This window comes from Pseudomonas sp. AU12215, assembly GCF_001675465.2.
GTDB classification, from domain to species: Bacteria; Pseudomonadota; Gammaproteobacteria; order Pseudomonadales; family Pseudomonadaceae; genus Pseudomonas; species Pseudomonas nitroreducens.
Window position 1 is genome coordinate 23,357 of sequence record NZ_MACM02000137.1, and the last position, 16,529, is coordinate 39,885.

Annotated in this window: 26 protein-coding genes; 21 read left to right on the forward strand and 5 right to left on the reverse strand. The window is 63.7% G+C overall.

Features of this window, described 5'->3' with window-relative positions:
- Positions 1-2 precede the first annotated feature (2 nt).
- The 4 genes from A9513_RS17790 to A9513_RS17805 are packed head-to-tail and all read right to left on the reverse strand — an operon-like array spanning position 3 to position 1,996.
- Positions 3-926 (reverse strand): hypothetical protein, encoded by a 924-nt coding sequence (locus A9513_RS17790; RefSeq protein WP_065085148.1) that lies wholly within the window; start codon positions 924-926, stop codon positions 3-5.
- Between the two features lie 53 nt (positions 927-979).
- Positions 980-1,288, reverse strand: a complete 309-nt coding sequence (locus tag A9513_RS17795) for a helix-turn-helix domain-containing protein (RefSeq protein ID WP_065085149.1) — start codon at positions 1,286-1,288, stop codon at positions 980-982.
- A complete protein-coding gene (locus A9513_RS17800; RefSeq protein WP_065085150.1) occupies positions 1,285-1,515 on the reverse strand; it encodes a hypothetical protein in 231 nt (76 codons plus the stop codon). Before A9513_RS17800 ends, A9513_RS17795 begins: the two co-directional genes overlap by 4 nt.
- The gene (locus A9513_RS17805) at positions 1,508-1,996 is read right to left on the reverse strand and encodes a hypothetical protein (protein ID WP_065085151.1); all 489 of its coding nucleotides are present in this window, start codon (positions 1,994-1,996) and stop codon (positions 1,508-1,510) included. Before A9513_RS17805 ends, A9513_RS17800 begins: the two co-directional genes overlap by 8 nt.
- Before the next feature lie 123 nt (positions 1,997-2,119).
- Between A9513_RS17805 and A9513_RS36125 the strand changes: the two genes are divergently transcribed.
- Both A9513_RS36125 and A9513_RS36130 read left to right on the forward strand, forming a co-directional pair.
- Positions 2,120-2,404, forward strand: a complete 285-nt coding sequence (locus A9513_RS36125; RefSeq protein WP_065085152.1) for a hypothetical protein — start codon at positions 2,120-2,122, stop codon at positions 2,402-2,404.
- Positions 2,385-2,684, forward strand: coding sequence for a hypothetical protein (locus tag A9513_RS36130; protein WP_065085153.1), 300 nt, complete (start codon positions 2,385-2,387; stop codon positions 2,682-2,684). Before A9513_RS36125 ends, A9513_RS36130 begins: the two co-directional genes overlap by 20 nt.
- Before the next feature lie 14 nt (positions 2,685-2,698).
- On the opposite strand, the gene A9513_RS17820 is transcribed toward A9513_RS36130, so the two are convergent.
- A complete protein-coding gene (locus tag A9513_RS17820; protein WP_065327736.1) occupies positions 2,699-2,953 on the reverse strand; it encodes a hypothetical protein in 255 nt (84 codons plus the stop codon).
- Between the two features lie 207 nt (positions 2,954-3,160).
- On the opposite strand from A9513_RS17820, the gene A9513_RS17825 reads away from it, so the two are divergent.
- From A9513_RS17825 to A9513_RS36135, 19 genes are all read left to right on the forward strand, one after another.
- Positions 3,161-3,613 (forward strand): helix-turn-helix domain-containing protein, encoded by a 453-nt coding sequence (locus tag A9513_RS17825; protein WP_065085154.1) that lies wholly within the window; start codon positions 3,161-3,163, stop codon positions 3,611-3,613.
- Between the two features lie 3 nt (positions 3,614-3,616).
- Complete coding sequence (locus tag A9513_RS17830) at positions 3,617-4,213, forward strand: hypothetical protein (protein WP_065085155.1); 597 nt, start codon at positions 3,617-3,619, stop codon at positions 4,211-4,213.
- A 42-nt stretch (positions 4,214-4,255) separates the two neighbouring features.
- Positions 4,256-4,849 (forward strand): hypothetical protein, encoded by a 594-nt coding sequence (locus A9513_RS17835; RefSeq protein ID WP_065085156.1) that lies wholly within the window; start codon positions 4,256-4,258, stop codon positions 4,847-4,849.
- An 11-nt stretch (positions 4,850-4,860) separates the two neighbouring features.
- The gene (locus A9513_RS17840) at positions 4,861-5,238 is read left to right on the forward strand and encodes a hypothetical protein (RefSeq protein WP_065085157.1); all 378 of its coding nucleotides are present in this window, start codon (positions 4,861-4,863) and stop codon (positions 5,236-5,238) included.
- Between the two features lie 127 nt (positions 5,239-5,365).
- A complete protein-coding gene (locus A9513_RS17845) occupies positions 5,366-5,668 on the forward strand; it encodes a putative holin (protein WP_065085298.1) in 303 nt (100 codons plus the stop codon).
- Between the two features lie 2 nt (positions 5,669-5,670).
- Entirely contained in the window at positions 5,671-6,300 is a 630-nt protein-coding gene (locus A9513_RS17850) for a transglycosylase SLT domain-containing protein (protein ID WP_065085158.1), read from the forward strand.
- Positions 6,297-6,500 carry a hypothetical protein gene (locus A9513_RS17855; protein WP_065085159.1) on the forward strand — a complete coding sequence of 68 codons (204 nt, stop codon included), beginning with the start codon at positions 6,297-6,299 and terminating at the stop codon, positions 6,498-6,500. Before A9513_RS17850 ends, A9513_RS17855 begins: the two co-directional genes overlap by 4 nt.
- A complete protein-coding gene (locus tag A9513_RS17860) occupies positions 6,487-7,104 on the forward strand; it encodes a lysis protein (RefSeq protein ID WP_065085160.1) in 618 nt (205 codons plus the stop codon). The genes A9513_RS17855 and A9513_RS17860 overlap by 14 nt, the downstream gene beginning before the upstream one ends.
- Positions 7,104-7,421 (forward strand): DUF2730 family protein, encoded by a 318-nt coding sequence (locus tag A9513_RS17865; protein WP_065085161.1) that lies wholly within the window; start codon positions 7,104-7,106, stop codon positions 7,419-7,421. The genes A9513_RS17860 and A9513_RS17865 overlap by 1 nt, the downstream gene beginning before the upstream one ends.
- Complete coding sequence (locus A9513_RS17870; protein ID WP_065085162.1) at positions 7,421-7,720, forward strand: hypothetical protein; 300 nt, start codon at positions 7,421-7,423, stop codon at positions 7,718-7,720. The genes A9513_RS17865 and A9513_RS17870 overlap by 1 nt, the downstream gene beginning before the upstream one ends.
- A gap of 2 nt (positions 7,721-7,722) precedes the next feature.
- On the forward strand, positions 7,723-8,271 hold the full coding sequence (locus tag A9513_RS17875; RefSeq protein WP_065085163.1) for a phage protein Gp27 family protein: 549 nt from the start codon (positions 7,723-7,725) through the stop codon (positions 8,269-8,271).
- 1 nt (position 8,272) lies between these two features.
- Entirely contained in the window at positions 8,273-9,946 is a 1,674-nt protein-coding gene (locus tag A9513_RS17880) for a hypothetical protein (RefSeq protein ID WP_065085164.1), read from the forward strand.
- Positions 9,940-11,520: a DUF935 domain-containing protein gene (locus A9513_RS17885; protein WP_065085165.1), complete on the forward strand. Its 1,581-nt coding sequence runs from the start codon at positions 9,940-9,942 to the stop codon at positions 11,518-11,520. Before A9513_RS17880 ends, A9513_RS17885 begins: the two co-directional genes overlap by 7 nt.
- Positions 11,510-12,742, forward strand: coding sequence for a PBECR2 nuclease fold domain-containing protein (locus tag A9513_RS17890; RefSeq protein ID WP_065085166.1), 1,233 nt, complete (start codon positions 11,510-11,512; stop codon positions 12,740-12,742). The genes A9513_RS17885 and A9513_RS17890 overlap by 11 nt, the downstream gene beginning before the upstream one ends.
- A gap of 1 nt (position 12,743) precedes the next feature.
- Positions 12,744-13,319, forward strand: a complete 576-nt coding sequence (locus A9513_RS17895; RefSeq protein WP_065085167.1) for a phage virion morphogenesis protein — start codon at positions 12,744-12,746, stop codon at positions 13,317-13,319.
- A gap of 210 nt (positions 13,320-13,529) precedes the next feature.
- Positions 13,530-14,639: a phage protease gene (locus A9513_RS17900; protein ID WP_065085168.1), complete on the forward strand. Its 1,110-nt coding sequence runs from the start codon at positions 13,530-13,532 to the stop codon at positions 14,637-14,639.
- 2 nt (positions 14,640-14,641) lie between these two features.
- The gene (locus tag A9513_RS17905) at positions 14,642-15,046 is read left to right on the forward strand and encodes a hypothetical protein (protein ID WP_065085169.1); all 405 of its coding nucleotides are present in this window, start codon (positions 14,642-14,644) and stop codon (positions 15,044-15,046) included.
- Positions 15,047-15,061: 15 nt separating this feature from the next.
- Entirely contained in the window at positions 15,062-15,952 is an 891-nt protein-coding gene (locus A9513_RS17910) for a Mu-like prophage major head subunit gpT family protein (RefSeq protein ID WP_065085170.1), read from the forward strand.
- A gap of 14 nt (positions 15,953-15,966) precedes the next feature.
- Positions 15,967-16,527, forward strand: a complete 561-nt coding sequence (locus tag A9513_RS36135; protein ID WP_176707266.1) for a hypothetical protein — start codon at positions 15,967-15,969, stop codon at positions 16,525-16,527.
- The last annotated feature ends 2 nt before the right edge of the window (positions 16,528-16,529 follow it).

The window sequence follows — 16,529 nt, forward strand, 5'->3', positions numbered from 1 at the left end:
GGTTAGCCCTCGGCCAAGTTGTCGAGGCCCATCAGCGACTGCCAGGTCGGCAGTTCGTCGGGGTGCAGCTCCGGCAGGCGGAACTCGCTGCGGATGGCCATCAGCGTCACTTCCAGGTTGCGCACCAGCGAAGCCTGGAAGGCGCGGTGATCCTGGCCAGTGCGCCCGCCCAGCTCGCCCAGGTCGGTGAAGGCCTGGCGCAAGGTGCCCTGCAGGAGCCCCTCGACCTTGTAGGCCTCGGCAACGACCTCCTGGCGCAGTTGAACCGCTTCCTCTTCGGGCTGGAGGACAATGACCTTGGGCTTCTTCGCCAGGGCGGTTTCCAGGCTGGTGATCCTGGCGCTCTTGTCGGCCAGCACGCGGTCCTTCGCCTCAACCGATTCGCGGGTATCACGCAGTGCCTTGCGCAGCTCCTTCACGCTCATGGTGGAGATGTCGTCGAGGGTCAGCTCGCCGGTATGACCGGTCAGCTCCAGTTCCTCGAGCTGCTCGTCGTCGAGGACCAGCATCTCGAACAGCTTGGACTGACCGTCGATCGCGGAGAGCAGGGTTTGGCCCTTGCCGTTGGCGAACTTCGCGGCTGCAGCCATGAACTTGGCGGCAACCTTGCGTTCCAGCCCAAGAGCCTCAAGGCGGGGCAGGAAACTGCCATGGCCACATGCGGATTTGAGTACCTGCAAACCGCGCCCTACCTCCAGACACGCCTCGACGCTGCGGCGCATGTTGGCGGCGATGTCACGCTGGATCAGGTCGGGATCGGTGCAATCAGCGGGCAGCTGATAGCCCAGCTGGATGGCGATCGCACGGACAGTCGCCTCTTGTTCGTTGGTCAGCCGTGCGACCTGGTGCTGTTGCTCCAGGAGCGCGTCCTGGTCGAGGTTGTCCGGCTCGGCCGGTTCGGTGGTGGTGCGGGATTGACGAGCCATTACACGGTCCTCCATGAGGTGAATGTGGCGTTGTTCATCGAAACTCCTCAGGGTCAGGTGCGGGCGCTGATGCGTGCGCCCAGTTCTTGAATGCGGGCAGCGCCGCGGTTGAGTTCGTCTGCCGTCGCCATGGCGTACTGCAGGAAGGCCACGCTCGGGGCGAAGCGGCCGGTGTCTTCGTACCGGGTTGCCCATCCTTCTGCGATCAAGATGTCCATGTAGCGGGTGATATTGGCCGGGCTCTCGCCCAGTGCCTGGGCCAGCTCGGTATTGGAAAGGCCGTTCAGGGTGTGGCCGCGCAGGGCCTTGAGCACGCGCAGGACACGTCCAGCGCTGCTGCTGGGGCGGTTGGCGGTGCTCATACGTCACCAGCCTTCGCTTTTTGTGCGGCCGCCCAGAGGTCGTGCCCTTCCCAGGTTCCAGCTAACCAGGCATCAAACTGAGCAGTGCCCACCACATAGGGCGATGGGGTGCTAGTGATCTCGCCTGCTTTGAGGCGGAGGATGTAGAGCGCTCCGGCCTTGTATTCCGGGCTACGCGGATTGCCGACGGCGAAACGCTCGTCATGGATGCGCTGGGCTTCACTCATGGTCTGTGCTCCCAAGGTCAAGTTGCGGGTGGTCGTGCTGCTGGACGTTGCCGTGGTGCCAGGCCAGGGACTCCAGGCCCGCACGGATCGCCTCCAGCGTTTGATGAGCGTCCTGGCGTCCGGCGTAGAAGGCCATCAGGGCCCCGGCTGCCTCATGCAGGACCTGCTGGAGTCGCTGCATGTCTTCAGCCGAGCTGGAGCGGCCGGTTGGGATGTCCACCAGCAACTTGCCGTGGGCGGCTGCCAGGTAGCGGGTAATCAGCGGGTAGCCGCAGGCATGTTCCAAGGGCAGGATCAGGCTCAGCGGCAGGCGCCCATCGGCTTGCCACTTGTAGAGGCTCGAACCGTTGTTCAGCGCCAGGTAGTCGAAGGACAGACGGTCCGTGCTGCGATTTCGCTGATCGCGCGCCGCCTCAACGCAGCCGCGAATGGATTCCACCGGCGAACGTGGCACCCAGGTTTTCCAGTTACGACGGCTCATCGGATGACGCTCCCGACGGACCCCTGGCGGGCATCCGAAAAAAATCCCGATCCATCAGTTGGCACCAGAGGCATCCGTCGCCCAGCCTGTTCAGGCACATTCACGCCAACCGGAGACACGCAAATGACGAACATTCCCGCGGAAGAACTGGCCTCACGAATCCGAGATGAGCGGATCAGGCAGGAGGCCATGGACGCGTACCTCGTGCAGCAGGAGGTGTTGGTTGCGCTCACGACTTCTCTCCACCGCGCAGGCTTGATTGATGGGGATGCCGCTGCCGCCCATGTGAAAGTTCTGGTTGATGATCTTCGAGCCCAGGACCTGGTCTCCGACTATGGGTGCACACTGGTGGAGCTGTTTCAGGGGCGAGTGCGACATGCAATTCAGGATGCAGAAAGCCCTGAATGACCTTGGCGGCCTCGCTGGCAGAAACGGGCTCTACAAGCTCTGCAGGCGAAGTGCCGATCAGGCGGCCAGCCGCAATCAGCATCAGGCGATCGACCAGGGTCACGACACCAGGGGTAGCTGGGGTGCGATCAAGCAGGAGCTGAACCTGCACCTGGGAGTCCGCGAGGTGCCACGCGATATCGCAGGCATCGCCAGGGGCGCAAGCGATCAGGGCGTCGAGGGCTGCACGCCAGGCGTCCATCGGATGCGGGATGAGGTCAATGTGTTCGACGTTAAATGACATGGCAGTGCACCTCATGCGGCTTTTGAGTCAGCTGCAGCTTTGGGGTCAGCTTTCAGGCCAAGGGCTACAGCGGCGTCATGGGCTTGTCCGCGCAGGCCTTTCAGCCGGCCGCGCAGTAGATCGACGACGACCATACGTTCGAGGCCCATGTCGCGCGCCCAGTCGGACTTGCACACGCCATTACGGATAAACCAATCGTTCGCACTGTCCGGCGTCTGCGGATACGGCAGCGCAGTCGCGCTTGGGGATTTCCGTTTGCCTTTCATGGCGTTCCTCGTGTGGTAAATTGCGGTGGAGATCACAGTGGCCAGTGGCTTTCTCGCTGGCTTCGGCACCTTTGAAGCCCGGCGGTGAGGGCTTTCATGGCTCCGATTAACAAAGGACCTCAGCGATTTGGTTCGTGGTGATGCGCGGATAATCGCTGTGGTGTGTGGTGATAATGGGTAAAAAATTACCCATCGTCAAGGACTGCTATGGGAAATTTTTTACTCATAGGCGATCGCCTGCGAGAAGAGCGCGAAAGGCTTGGAATGAGCCAGCTGGAGTTCGGCGCAATCGCTGAGGTGACGCGCAAAACCCTGTTCGGATACGAGACAGGGGTGCGGGCGCCTGACGCTGGCGCACTGGCCAGCTGGTCGAAGCGCGGGCTGGATGTCCTGTATGTCGTTACCGGCGAGCGTTCAAATGTCTCGCCATCGCGACATTTGACTGGTGGTGCTGCTCAAGCCGCTGAGGATGAGCCCCTGCAAGCAAATGAGCGGCTGCTCCTGGACTACTTCCGCAGCTTGAGTGAGAAGAAAAAGACAGAGGTTCTGGTTTCCATGTTGGCTGGTGGGGCCAGAAGGAAGCCCGCTAAATCCGGCGCTATATCCGTAGAAGGAGACAACAACCGGACGGCGGGGCGGGACTACCACGAGAAGGAGTAATCCGTGGGCGACATTGACGTTGATGGCAGCAAGAACAGGGTGGCAGGTCGCGACTACATCGAGGTCAACCTGCCAGGTAAGGACGTAGAAGAGCCGATCACGCAGCAGCAACGCTCAATGCTGCGGCAACTGGTCGAGGAGATCAGCGCCGAAAGTGGTACGGATGCCCGCATTCTGTGGCGGGAGGTTGTACATGCAAGGGTTGGTGTTGAGCACGTCGGCGAGATCCCTCGGAGTCGGTTCCTAGAGGCTCAGGATGCCCTTGTCTCATGGCTGGACGGCCATCGAACGAAGGCCAATGTTCGCATGCTGGTCGATCGGATTCGCGCGATCACCGATGCGAAGGAGATCGAGAGCCAGCGTGATACCTGGTGTCTACGGCAGTTTGGGGAAAAGCACCTGAACGCCATGGGCACCGAGCACCTCCGGCAGGTGCTGGCCTACGTCGAAGATTTCCAAGCGCTGCAGCCTGCGGTCGCAGAGGCGAATGAACCTCGAAAGTTGGGCTTCATCACAGACGTCCGGGGCTTCATGGCTGCCTATCCCGTGCATTCCGGCGCGATTGCCCTAGTCCTGTTCATTCTGGGGAGGATCAGCTAGCCGATAAGGCTGCTGTGGCCAATACAACGAAAGGAGCACGCTATGAACAAAGAAGTTCGCGCCACTGTTGCGGCACTGGGGGTCTTAGTGCTTTCGGGATGCGCCTCTGTCGCCCCCAAGCACTACGAGGTCACGAGCAGCCGCGTTTATGAAGCCAGCTACGACCAGGTCTGGTCGAATCTCGTTGCGATCCTTGCAAAGGCAAACGTCCCGCTGAAGCAGATCGCCAAGGATTCGGGGGTGATCTACGTCGACGCACTCAAGTTCGACGATCGGCAAGCGGACTGCGGATCGCCAGGAATGCTGAAGCCAATAGCCAGGTTTGGCACTGTAAACATCCTGGTGCAGCCAGTCGGAAATCGACAGCAGGTAACGGTGAACACCAGTTTCACCGAGACGCGATACAACGGCTTCGACTATTCGACTAGCCAGGTGCAATGCAACTCGAAAGGACAGTTCGAAGCTGCGCTTCTTGACGCGATTGGGCGCGGGACACCTGTCGGATCTGTCGCAGCCAATCCAGTAGCTCAAGGCGGACCGTCTCGCTCGATCGATGAGCAGCTCGACGAGTTGAACCGGCAGCAGCTCCCGTACGACGAGTACCAGAAACGCTATCGCGCCATCACCGGACAGTAAGCGGAGGATCTATGGATGAGCTGGAGGATTTGAAGCGCCGAGTAAGCGTGCTTGAGACGGCGCTGAACGAGGCGATTACTGCATTGAATGCCGTATCCGAACGCCACGTCTCGCTGGAGCGAGAGTTCCTAATAGTCGAGAATGACGTAATGACTGACCGGGCTGTAGTTGGCGCGCAGATTCTGGCATCACCAGAGCCTCAGCGACTGAAGAAGCTAAGCGACATGCTTACCTCAGCTCTGTACGCCAATGGCGCTGCTAAGCGTGCTCGGATGGCCGATCGCGCGCCGGAACTATCTGAAGCCTTGAACCAATCGAACCGAGAGCACATGCAGTTCTGGGGAGACCTGTTCAACCAGGCGGTCGAGCTGCGCAAAGACGAAGAGTAGGTCTGTAACGCGCATTTTCGCCCGTTCCAAAATACATTCCGCTCCCCCGTGGGGATGATCGTCCTGCCTGCTTCAGCAGGAAGGACCTTCACCCAGGCCAAGGATGGCCGCCCACGCGGAGAGCATCATGCACCGATCCCGCCGTAAGCCTTTCTACCGTCGCGGCCCTCGCCAGACGGTAATGGCCCTCGTCACCCTCTGCCTGTTCCTCGCCCTGGCAGCCATTCGCCCGGAGCAGCTCCAGGTCGTCCTGTACAAGACTGGCCTGGTCACCCTGGCCATCGTGATCAGCTACTGGGCCGATCGCAGCCTCTTCCCCGTCGAAGCCCGCCCGCATGAGTGCATCGGCGGCATGCACATCGTGGGTGCCTGGATTCGTCGCGCGCTCATTGCCGTGGCTGTTGTCCTCGGCATGACGCTGGGGCTCTGACCATGCGTGTCCTGATCATCGGGAGCGCCGTGGCGCTGGCTCTGCTTAGCCTGTCCGGCTTCGCGGCTGACACCATTCCGGTCCAGGCTGAGCAGTACCACCGCACGCTGGTTCGTGCTGCTCACGCCGAGTGGGGGCTGGATGCGCCGGTCGCCACCTTCGCCGCTCAGATCCACCAGGAGAGCCGCTGGCGCGCTGATGCCCGCTCGCCCGTTGGTGCAGAGGGGCTGGCTCAGTTCATGCCGGGCACTGCGGAATGGGTTTCGGGCCTGTACCCCGCAGCCCTTGGCGCGAATCAGCCATACAACCCAGGCTGGGCTCTTCGCGCGCTGGTGACTTACGACCGCTACCTCTACGCACGCAACCAGGCCACCAGCGAGTGCCATCGCTGGGGATTCGTTCTGGCCGCCTACAACGGTGGCCAGGGATGGGTTAACCGCGATCGCAGACTGGCCTCGGCATCCGGCGCCGATCAGCTGGCCTGGTTCGATTCCGTCGAGCGCTTCAACGCGGGGCGCTCGGCCGCGAACTTCCGCGAGAACCGCAATTACCCCCGTCTGATCCTGCTGCGCTATGAGCGCCTCTACAGCGAATGGGGCGATGGCGTATGCGCCGAGAGGTACGTCCTATGAGGCTCCTGCTCTCCAGCCTGGCCCTGGCTCACGCTCTCTCATCGGCGGCGATGGTTGCCGCCTCTGCCAACTTCCTCACCGCGAAAGAGCTGTACTGCTCGCCGGTGCCGCGCGATCGGCACGGCAAGACCGGGGTGGCCAAAGCGAAACGCAAGGCCCGCCAGTACAAGCGTCGGAGAGCACACCATGGTCGTGCCTAATTGGCTGCGCATGGCTGCGCCTGTCCTGGTCCTCGTTGTCTTCGTGGCCACCGTCATCGTGAATGGCCAGGCGCGCTACGACGACGGCTTCCAGAAGGCGAAAGCCGAGGGTGACAAGGCGCTGGCCGAGCTGCGCGAGAAGCACGCCAGCGAACGCGCCCAAGTCGCCCAGGACAACCTGGTGCAGTACACGCAGCAGGTCACCCGTGCGAATCAAGCCGAGGAGCGCCTCGTCGGCGCCCAGGATCAGATCGCAACCCTTCAGCATCAGCTCTCGGAGCGTATCGCCCATGTATCGACTCAGTACCGGCCGGCGCCGGGCGCTGCCCCTGTGCCTGCTCCTCGCTTCGTTGTCACTTGTGGCTGGCTGCGGGACTACAACCTCGCCCTCGGCGCCGATCTGCCCGCCCCAGCCGCCTGCAGAACTGCCTCCGCTGCTGAAAAAGCGGCCTGGCCCGCCCCCGGCTCTGACGCCGAGCTACTGGAAAGCGGGGTCAGCGCGGCTGACATCCTGGCCCATGCCCGCGACTACGGCGCCTGGGCCCTCACCAACCTGGTGCAGCTGAACGGGCTGCTCGACCTACACAACAAGGAATCTCGCTAATGGATTGGGACTTCGCGCTGCGTGCCGGCCAGTTCGTATTCACCGCTGCCGTGGGCATGTTTTCGGTCTCTGCCGCGCGGCGCTCCAGCTCCAAGGCCGAGGCCACCAAATTGGAGGAGCGGCTCCAGGGCCAGGAAAACCGAATCCTGGTGCTGGAGCAGTGCATTGAGCACATGCCCGACAGTCAGCAGTTGGCCGAGCTGGCCGGCGACATGAAAGCCATCAAGGCCGAGCTGGCCGGCCTGGCGAAATCTTTGGAACCCCTGACCCGCTCGGTGGACCGGGTCAACGACTACCTGCTGAACGGGAGATCTTGATGAGCAAGTACGCGGACTATCTGAGCGAGGACCGCCGCCTGGTGATCCTGCGCATCCTGACCGAGATGCCCGGCTACCGCGCCAATAGCTCGGTCCTGCACACCGTGCTGCAGGAGTGGGGCCACGAGCCTACCCGCGACCAGGTGAAGGGTGAGCTGCGTTGGCTCGAAGAACAGCGCCTGGTCGAGCTAGATGACGTGGCGGATGGTGCGGTGCTGCTGGCCAAACTGACCGAGCGCGGCGCCGATGTTGCGGCAGGCCGGGCCCGCGTCGACGGCATCAAGCGTCCGGGGGCCTGACCATGGGGCGCAAGTCCAGCATCGACAAGCTGTCGCCCGAGGTTCGCTCGTTCATCGAGCGGGCGCTGCGTGAGAACCGCCTGACCCTGGACGAGCTGAAGGATCAGCTGGAGGAGCGCTTCCCAGGCAAGGAGAAGCCGAGCCGCTCGGCGATCGGCCGCTACAAGGTCAGCTTCGACGAGATGACCCGGCGGCTGCGCGAGCAGCAGGCGATGGCCAGCCTGCTGGTGGAAGAGCTGGGCGAGAACCCTGACGAACGTGCGGGTGCGCTCCTGGTGCAGTCCATCACCACCCTGACCACCCATGCCGCCTTCGCCGCGCAGAACGAAGAGGACGTCGACATCGAGGACGTCCGCAAGCTCGCCCGCGCGGCCAAGGACGTCCTGCAGGCGCGCAAGGCCAGCATGGAAGAGCGCCGCCAGATTGAGCGCGAGGCCCGCGAGAAGCTGCTCCAGGAGCAGGAGCAGCGCTTGGAGGAGATGCGCGGCAGCGATGGCATGAGCGAGCAGCTCGAAAACCGCATCCGCGGCATCCTGCTGGGGAAATCCTGATATGGCCGTGCGCGCAGCCACCGCCGAGATGGGTAAGGGACTCACTGCCACCAGCGTCCCGCGGAAGATCGATCTTGCCGAAGAGATGGCGCTGCACGGCGTCGAGGTGCCGCAGGACATCTCCGAGGCCATCCCGGTCAACGACGCGGTCTTCCTTGGGTATCAGCAGCGCTGGTTCGAGGACGAGAGCCCGATCATGATCGCGGAAAAGTCCCGCCGCACCGGCCTGACCTGGGCCGAGGCCGGGCGCAACGTGATCAACGCCGCGAAGCCACGCACCCGTGGCGGATGCAATACCTTCTACGTAGGCAGCAAACAGGAGATGGCGCTGGAGTACATCGCCGCTTGCGCACTGTTCGCCCGCGCCTTCAACGAGTTGGCCGAGGCGGATGTCTACGAGCAGACCTTCTGGGATGACGGTAGGAAGGAGGAAATCCTCACCTACATGATCCGCTTCCCGAAGTCGGGCCGGAAAATCCAGGCGCTGAGCAGCCGGCCGAGCAACCTGCGAGGCCTGCAGGGCGACGTTGTGATCGATGAGGCGGCATTCCACGAGTCCCTGGAAGAGCTGCTCAAGGCCGCCCTGGCGCTGACCATGTGGGGCAACAAGGTCCGCCTGATCAGTACCCACAACGGCGTGGAGAACGCCTTCAACAGCTACATCCAGGACGCGCGCGAGGGCCGCAAGGACTACAGCGTCCATCGGATCACCCTGGACGATGCGATCGCCGAAGGCCTGTACAAGCGCATCTGCTATGTCACCGGCCAGACCTGGTCGCCGGAGGCAGAGAAAAAGTGGCGCGACGGCTTGTACAAGAACGCCCCGAACATCGAATCGGCCGACGAGGAATACGGCTGCGTCCCGAAGAAATCCGGCGGTGCCTACTTGTCGCGTGTGCTCATCGAGCAGGCGATGGTTCAGGACCACTCGATCCGCATCTACCGCTACAAGGCGCCGGCCGGCTTCGAGAGCTGGACCCCGGCGATGCGCGAGGCCGAGATCCGCGCATGGTGCGATGAGAACCTGCGGCCTGAACTGGCCCGTCTCAGCGACCAAGATCGCCACGCCTTCGGCGAGGACTTCGCCCGCCGTGGCGACCTGTCCGTCTTCACGCCCCTGGCGATCTCTCCCACGCTGCGTAAGCGGGTGCCGTTCCAGGTCGAGCTGCGGAATCTCACCTATGAAGCCCAGCGCGACATCATGTTTTACATCTGTGATCGCCTGCCGCGTCTCAGTGGCTTGGCGTTCGATGCCACCGGAAACGGCGGCTACCTGGCTGAGCAAGCTGCGCTCAGATATGGCGCTGGCCTGGTCGACCAGGTGCAGCTCAACCTCGCCTGGTACGCCCTCTGGATGCCGAAGCTCAAGGGCGAGTTCGAAGCCTTCAACCTGGAGATTCCGCGGCACCAGACCGAGCTGGATGACCTGCTCTCGATCAAGGTCGAGAAAGGTGTCCCAGTCATCGATAAGGGCCGTACCAAGGATTTGGAGTCCACCGGCGGCAAGGGCAAGCGCCACGGCGACGCCGCCATTTCCCTGGTAATGGCCGTCCGTGCCAGCTACATGGAGGGCGGTGAAATCGCCTTCACGGCGCTGCCGCGCCATAGCCGCGGCTTCGATAACGTCCAGGACCAGAACAACGACATTGATCTGCCGGAGTCCTCCGCATGGTGAACACCTCTCGCATCCTCGGCCCTGATGGCCAGCCGCTGCGTCTCGATGAGATCCGCGAGCCCCAGACCGCCCACCTGACCAGCCTGCACCACGAAGTCGCAGGCCATCCCTCTCGCGGCCTGACGCCTTCGAAGCTGGCCGCCATCCTCGACGCCGCTGAGCAGGGCGACATCGTCGCCCAGTACGAGCTGTTCGAGGACATGGAGGAGAAGGACGGCCATATCCACGCTGACATGTCCAAGCGCCGCCGCGCTGTCGCCCAGCTGGACTGGAACATCGTCCCGCCGGACAACGCCACGGCGAAGGAGAAGGAGGCAGCGGCCACGCTATCCAGTCTGATGCAGGGCCTGGATGACTTCGAAGAGGTGCTCTTCGACACCACCGACGCCATCGGCAAGGCCTTTGTCTGCCAGGAGTTCGACGGCTGGGAGCGGGTCGACGGCAACTGGCTGCCCAAGGCGATCATTCATCGGCCCCAGTCCTGGTTCCAGTTGCCTCGGGGCAACCGCCAGGAGATCCGCCTGCGCGGCCCACTGGAAGGCACGCCGCTGCAGCCCTTCGGCTGGATCACCCACATCCACAAGGCCAAGAGCGGCTACCTGGAGCGCGCTGCGCTGTTCCGCGTCCTGGTCTGGCCCTACCTGTTCAAGAACTACAGCGTCGGCGACCTGGCCGAGTTCCTGGAGATCTACGGCATCCCCATGCGGGTGGGCAAATACCCAACCGGTGCCACCGAGAAGGAGAAGCTCACGCTGCTGCGTGCCCTCGCCGCGCTCGGCCACAACGCTGCCGGGATCATCCCGATCGGCATGGAGCTGGACTTCCTCAACGCCGCCCAGGGCGATCCGGCAGCCTTCCAACTGATGATCGACTGGTGCGAGCGCACCCAGTCCAAGGCCATCCTTGGTGGCACCCTGACCAGCCAGGCCGACGGCAAGACCAGTACCAACGCCCTCGGCAACGTCCACAACGAGGTCCGCAAGGATCTGCGGGATGCGGACGCCAAGTTGGTGGCCAAGTCCCTCTCGCGCGACCTGGTCTATCCGATCGCCGTCCTGAACGGTCTGACGGACAGCTGGGGGCGCTGCCCGCGTCTGGTCTTCGACGTCCAGGAGGCCGAAGATCTGGGCGCCTATGCCACAGCGCTGCCGCCGCTGGTGGATCTCGGCTTCAGGATTCCGCGTAGCTGGGCCCAGCAGCGCCTGGCGATCCCGGAGCCCGCCGAGGGCGAGGAAGTACTGGTTGCGCCTGCCAAGGCTGTTGCGCAGCCGGAGCCTGCAGGTGTTTCTGCAGCAGCTCTTGGAAAGGCGGTGGCCACCGCCCAGGTCACGCCGCCGAAGACCGCTACGGAGCAGCTGGACGACACGATGCGTCCGAGCACTGACCAATGGATCGACAAGATCCGCGCCCTGGTGCAGAACGCCACTAGCCTGGACGAAATCCGCGACGGCCTGGAGCAGCTGCTACCGGACATGAGCCTGGATCAGTACGCAGACGCCATGGCGCAGGCCCTGGCCGCCGCCGCCTTGCAGGGCCGCGTCGACATCCTGCAGGAGGTGGCCGGTGGCGCTTAAGGCGACTTCGCTGCAGTTCGCCGAGCAGAACCAGTTCTTCCGGCGCAAGCTCAACCTGCCGACCAACGCCTGGACGGACATCTACACCCGCGACCATGACTATGCCTTTGTCGTCGCCGGCGCCAACCGTGATGACCTGGTGCAGGACTTCCGCCAGGCCGTCGAGAAGGCGATCGCCGACGGCACCACCCTGGAGGAGTTCCGCAAGGACTTCGACCGCATCGTCGCCAAGTACGGCTGGAGCTACCACGGTGGCCGCAACTGGCGCAGCCGGGTGATCTATGAGACCAACATGCGCAGCAGCTACATGGCCGGTCGCCTGGAGCAGCTGATGGCCGTGCGCGAGGAGCGTCCGTACTGGCAGTACCTGCACAGCGATGCGGTCGAGCACCCGCGGCCCGAGCATGAGTCCTGGAATGGGCTGATCCTGCGCTGGGACGATCCCTGGTGGCAGTACCACTTCCCGATCAACGCCTGGGGCTGCCAGTGCAGCGTTCGCGCTCTAAGCGAGGATGATCTGCGCCGCATGGGCAAGACCGGGCCGGATGAGGCGCCGCCGATCGTCTGGCAGACCCGCACGATCGGCCAGAACAGCCCAGACGGCCCGCGGGTGGTCGAAGTGCCCCAGGGTATCGACCCTGGCTTCGAGTACATGCCGGGCCAGGCCAGGCTGGAGAGCGAAGTCCCATTTCCTCGTGGCGGCGGGCCGGAGCCGGGTTTGCCGAACCACCTTCAGCCAGATCCTTTGCCGCCTGCTCGGCCGGTACCGGCCAGCCAGGTCCTGGGCGAAGAGATCCTCGACACCGATGCGATCAAACGCTTCCTGCAGCCGCTGGGCGCCTCCCTGGACAAGCCGGCTGTCTTCCAGGACGTCGTGGGTCAGCGCTTGGTCGTCGGCAAAGAGATGTTCATCAGCCCGGCCAGCGGTGAGCTGGTGATCCAGCAGCCCGGGCTGGCGAAGAAGTGGCTGCTGCTGGCGGCTGAAACGCTGCGGCGCCCGACCGAAGTGTGGGTGCGGCTGGACTGGGTGGAGTCGCTGAAGAAGGCTGTGGTCCGTCGCCGCTACCTTGCCAGCCTGCAGGTGAAAGGCGAGCCTGCGCCCGTCCAGGTCGTCGTCGAGATCGATGCCAATGGCTGGGCCGCCAGCGCGACTACGGTCCAGGCAGGCCAGCAGCCGCTCACGCCATATCGCCAGGGTGTGCGCCTCTACCAGGAGAAGTGAGATGGCCGGCGTAACACTCGAATATGACGTCTCGCGCGTGATGGAGGCGCTGCAGTCAGCCGCCGACCTGCTGCGGAACCCAGTCCCCATGTTCCGCGACATGGGCGAATACATGCTGCTGGCCTTGGACGCCCGCTTCGAGAGTCAGACTGCACCGGATGGCACGCCTTGGCAGGCGCTGTCGCCGTCCTACCAGAAGCGCAAGCGGAAGAACCAGGACAAGATCCTGGTGCTCGATGGCTACCTGAAGAACACCATCCGCTACCAAGTCAGCGAGAACGAGCTGGCGGTCGGTACGAATCGTCTCTATGCCGCCATCCACCAGTTCGGTGGCGAGATCCAGATCGCGGCGCGCAGCCAGCAGGCCTACTTCCACCACGACGCCAAGTCCAACGAGATCGCCCCGCGCTTCGCGAACAAGCGCAAGGCCAACTTCTCGCAGTGGGTCACGCTCGGTCCGTACACCATCAAGATCCCGGCACGCCCCTGGCTGGGTACCAGCACCGAGGACGATGACGAGCTGCTCGCCATCGCTTACAAGCACCTCGACAAGGCATTTTCCGGAACGGGCTCCTGAAGGCCCCAGAAAGGCCCGTAGAGGCCTTTCTGGCTGCCGTGGTTCACGTCAGCAGCCAATCGGCGCAGCTACAGCGTTTATAAATCCGTCCTGACGCTTTTCCGCTTCGAGTCGCAGGCGAGATTCCGCAACTTCGTCCGCTTCACCCATCCCGCGCGATTTTCGCCCCTTCCAAAATACAGCTGACCTACCAGGCGCCAGAGTGGCGCCATGAAGAAGACACCGCTCCTCGCCGCCATCGCTCTCGCCGCCTGCAGCTTCGATCTGCAGGTGCCCGCTGAGGGCAACATCATCACCCTGCAGGTGACTCCTGCAGGGCAGTTCAAGCCGCGTGATGGTCGGGAGATGAAGGTCCCGTCCTGGAACATCAACACGGCACTCGCCACCGCAGTGGTCCAGCGCTTTGCCGCGAAGAAGACGCCGCCGGTGGTCGACTACGAGCACCAGACCTTGTGGAAGGAAGAGAACGGCCAGCCGGCTCCCGCCGCAGGCTTCTTCCGCTCCCTGGAATGGCGTGAAGGTGAAGGCCTGTTCGCCCAGGTCGAGCTGACCGCCCGTGCCAAGCAGTACATCGCCGATGGCGAGTACCGCTACTTCAGCCCTGTCTTCATGTTCGACCCGGTCACGGGTGACGTCCTGGACGTCCAGATGGGGGCGCTCACCAACAACCCGGCAATCGACGGCATGCAAGCCCTCAGCGAGCGCGCCGCCGCCACCTTCCAACTGTCCATCGATCACCCCAACGAGGAACTGCTCGTGAACCCACTGCTGAAAGCGGTGCTCGCCGCCCTCGGCCTCGCCGAGACCACTACCGAAGAGCAGGCCGTTGCCGCGCTCACCGCTCACACCACTGACCTGGGCTCGATGCGCAAGCAGCTGGGCCTCGAAGAAACCGCTGCCTGCAGTGCCATGCTCGCCGCCTGCACTGGCCTGAAGGCCAAGGCAGACACCGCAGTCGACCCTGCCAAGTTCGTCCCGATTTCCGTGGTCGATGGCCTGAAGAGCGACATCGCCGCTCTGACCGCTCGCCTCGGTGAGCGCGACGACAAGGACCTGGACGGCGAGATCAAAGCCGCCCTGGACGATGGCCGCCTGCACAAGAGCATGGAGCCCTGGGCGCGTGATCTGGGCAAATCCAATCGCGCCTCGCTGACTGCGTACCTGGGCGCGGCCAAGCCGATCCCCGCACTGCGTGGGTCGCAGACCAACGGCGAACCGCCGGTCCTGGATGAGAAGACCGGGCTGACGCCCGACGAACTGGCCGTGTGCTCGGCCATGAACATCAGCCATGAGGCCTTCAAGGCCGCGAAGGAGGCCTGACCATGGCCCTGACCAAGGATCGCAACACTCCGCGCCGCGACGGCAAGCAATTCAACGACCCGGTGGCGGCGAATGTGAAGATCTTCGCAGGCAGCCTGGTCTGCCTGGACGCCTCGGGTAACGCCGTTCCCGGCTCGACCTCGACCACTCTGAAGGTGCGCGGACTTGCCCAGGAGCAGGTCGACAACACCGGCGGCGCTGCGGGTGATCTGCGCATTGAAACCCGCCGCGGGACCTTCCAGTTCGCCAACAGTGCCGCGGCGGACCAGATCGCTCGGGCCGATATCGGCGCCCAGTGCTACATCGTCGACGACCAGACGGTCGCCAAGACCTCCGCCACCAATACCCGCTCGGTTGCCGGCACTATCCGCGACGTGGATAGCGCGGGCGTCTGGGTCGAGATCTAAGGGAGCAAGATTCAGATGATCATCAACCAAGCGAACCTGCGTAACCTCTTCATCGGTTATCGCGCCGCCTTCCAGAACGCCTTCGACGGCGTGCAGCCCGACTTCGATCAGTTCGTGCTGACGGTGACCTCGCAGAACTCCGTCGAGCAGTACGGCTGGCTCGGCAACTCCACCGCCTTCCGCGAGTGGCTGGGTGATCGCGTAATCCAGAACCTGGCGCTGCACGACTACAGCATCAAGAACAAGTCCTTCGAGAACACCGTCGGCGTGCCGCGCGAGACCATCGAGGACGACAGCTATGGCTTGTTTACGCCGTTGATGGCTCAGCTCGGTCAGGACGCAGCCATGCATCCGGCGACGCTGGTTTACGCGCTGCTCGCCGCTGGCTTCAGCCAGAAGTGCTACGACGGCCAGTACTTCTTCGATACCGATCACCCGGTGACCTCCGGTGGCGGCGAAGTGTCGGCCAGCAACTTCCAGGGCGGCACCGGCACCCCGTGGTTCCTGATCGACACCACCAGGGTCATGAAGCCAGTAATCCTGCAGAAGCGTAAGAACTACAACTTCGTCTCGATGGATGCCGAGAAGGACGAGAACGTGTTCATGCGCAAGGAGTACGTCTATGGCGTAGATGCGCGCCTGAACGCTGGCTACGGCCTGTGGCAGCTCGCATACGCCTCCAAGGAAACCCTCGACGCCGCCGCCTTCAACGATGCCTATGCGGACATGCAGAGCATGAAGGGTGACCAGGGCAAGATCCTCGGTATTCGACCGAAGCTCCTGGTCGTACCCCCGTCCCTGCGCAGCCAGGCCCTCGAAGTGGTCAAGGCCGAGCGCAACGCGGCCGGCGCCACCAACATCAACCGCGACGTGGTGGACGTGCTCGTCACCCCGTGGCTGGCTTGATGGAGGGACGCCTCATGGCCGGAAAGAAAACTGCAGCAGATAAGGCCGCTTCGGCGGCCGCTGCGACCGCCGAACAGCAGGGAAGCCTGCCGGCGGGTGCATCCGATGCCGCAGCAGCTGCTGCGGCCCTGGAAGGTGGCGAACTGGCTGTTCAGCCGATTGCCTCGGCCGGCACGCCCGGCCTGGCGGCGGTCGACCAGGCCGCCGGTGCCACTCTCGTACAACCCACCGCGAGCGAGGCGCCTGTCGCGGGCACCGCCCCGGAGCCGGATACCACCGGGGGCACAACCGGGCAGGATGCCCACCTCAGTCTCTCGACTGAGGGCGACCGCCCGGTGCCTGGCGCTGCCCAGCAGCCTGTGGCCGGTACCGGTGCATCGGAGGACGAGGAAGTCGAGGCGCTGTTCATCCGTGCAGTGCCGGAGCAAGGCTTCCGTCGCTGTGGCCATCGTTTCACCCGTGAAGGTCATGGCATTGCGCTCTCCCTGCTGAGCGATGAGCAGATCGAGGCGCTCGTCTCTGACCCGAACCTGGTCGTCGAGCATTGCTCGTTCCCGCTGAAGGACGTGAGCTGACC

Coding starts and splice junctions, on each gene's coding strand:
- A9513_RS17885 (WP_065085165.1), top strand. CDS start 9,940: ATGGTGAACACCTCTCGCATCCTCGGCCCTGATGGCCAGCCGCTGCGT.
- A9513_RS17900 (WP_065085168.1), top strand. CDS start 13,530: ATGAAGAAGACACCGCTCCTCGCCGCCATCGCTCTCGCCGCCTGCAGC.
- A9513_RS17855 (WP_065085159.1), top strand. CDS start 6,297: ATGAGGCTCCTGCTCTCCAGCCTGGCCCTGGCTCACGCTCTCTCATCG.
- A9513_RS36130 (WP_065085153.1), top strand. CDS start 2,385: ATGCAGAAAGCCCTGAATGACCTTGGCGGCCTCGCTGGCAGAAACGGG.
- A9513_RS17805 (WP_065085151.1), bottom strand. CDS start 1,996: ATGAGCCGTCGTAACTGGAAAACCTGGGTGCCACGTTCGCCGGTGGAA.
- A9513_RS17905 (WP_065085169.1), top strand. CDS start 14,642: ATGGCCCTGACCAAGGATCGCAACACTCCGCGCCGCGACGGCAAGCAA.
- A9513_RS17895 (WP_065085167.1), top strand. CDS start 12,744: ATGGCCGGCGTAACACTCGAATATGACGTCTCGCGCGTGATGGAGGCG.
- A9513_RS17870 (WP_065085162.1), top strand. CDS start 7,421: ATGAGCAAGTACGCGGACTATCTGAGCGAGGACCGCCGCCTGGTGATC.
- A9513_RS17795 (WP_065085149.1), bottom strand. CDS start 1,288: ATGAGCACCGCCAACCGCCCCAGCAGCAGCGCTGGACGTGTCCTGCGC.
- A9513_RS17825 (WP_065085154.1), top strand. CDS start 3,161: ATGGGAAATTTTTTACTCATAGGCGATCGCCTGCGAGAAGAGCGCGAA.
- A9513_RS36125 (WP_065085152.1), top strand. CDS start 2,120: ATGACGAACATTCCCGCGGAAGAACTGGCCTCACGAATCCGAGATGAG.
- A9513_RS17790 (WP_065085148.1), bottom strand. CDS start 926: ATGGCTCGTCAATCCCGCACCACCACCGAACCGGCCGAGCCGGACAAC.
- A9513_RS17860 (WP_065085160.1), top strand. CDS start 6,487: ATGGTCGTGCCTAATTGGCTGCGCATGGCTGCGCCTGTCCTGGTCCTC.
- A9513_RS17800 (WP_065085150.1), bottom strand. CDS start 1,515: ATGAGTGAAGCCCAGCGCATCCATGACGAGCGTTTCGCCGTCGGCAAT.
- A9513_RS17820 (WP_065327736.1), bottom strand. CDS start 2,953: ATGAAAGGCAAACGGAAATCCCCAAGCGCGACTGCGCTGCCGTATCCG.
- A9513_RS17910 (WP_065085170.1), top strand. CDS start 15,062: ATGATCATCAACCAAGCGAACCTGCGTAACCTCTTCATCGGTTATCGC.
- A9513_RS17850 (WP_065085158.1), top strand. CDS start 5,671: ATGCGTGTCCTGATCATCGGGAGCGCCGTGGCGCTGGCTCTGCTTAGC.
- A9513_RS36135 (WP_176707266.1), top strand. CDS start 15,967: ATGGCCGGAAAGAAAACTGCAGCAGATAAGGCCGCTTCGGCGGCCGCT.
- A9513_RS17835 (WP_065085156.1), top strand. CDS start 4,256: ATGAACAAAGAAGTTCGCGCCACTGTTGCGGCACTGGGGGTCTTAGTG.
- A9513_RS17875 (WP_065085163.1), top strand. CDS start 7,723: ATGGGGCGCAAGTCCAGCATCGACAAGCTGTCGCCCGAGGTTCGCTCG.
- A9513_RS17865 (WP_065085161.1), top strand. CDS start 7,104: ATGGATTGGGACTTCGCGCTGCGTGCCGGCCAGTTCGTATTCACCGCT.
- A9513_RS17840 (WP_065085157.1), top strand. CDS start 4,861: ATGGATGAGCTGGAGGATTTGAAGCGCCGAGTAAGCGTGCTTGAGACG.
- A9513_RS17845 (WP_065085298.1), top strand. CDS start 5,366: ATGCACCGATCCCGCCGTAAGCCTTTCTACCGTCGCGGCCCTCGCCAG.
- A9513_RS17880 (WP_065085164.1), top strand. CDS start 8,273: ATGGCCGTGCGCGCAGCCACCGCCGAGATGGGTAAGGGACTCACTGCC.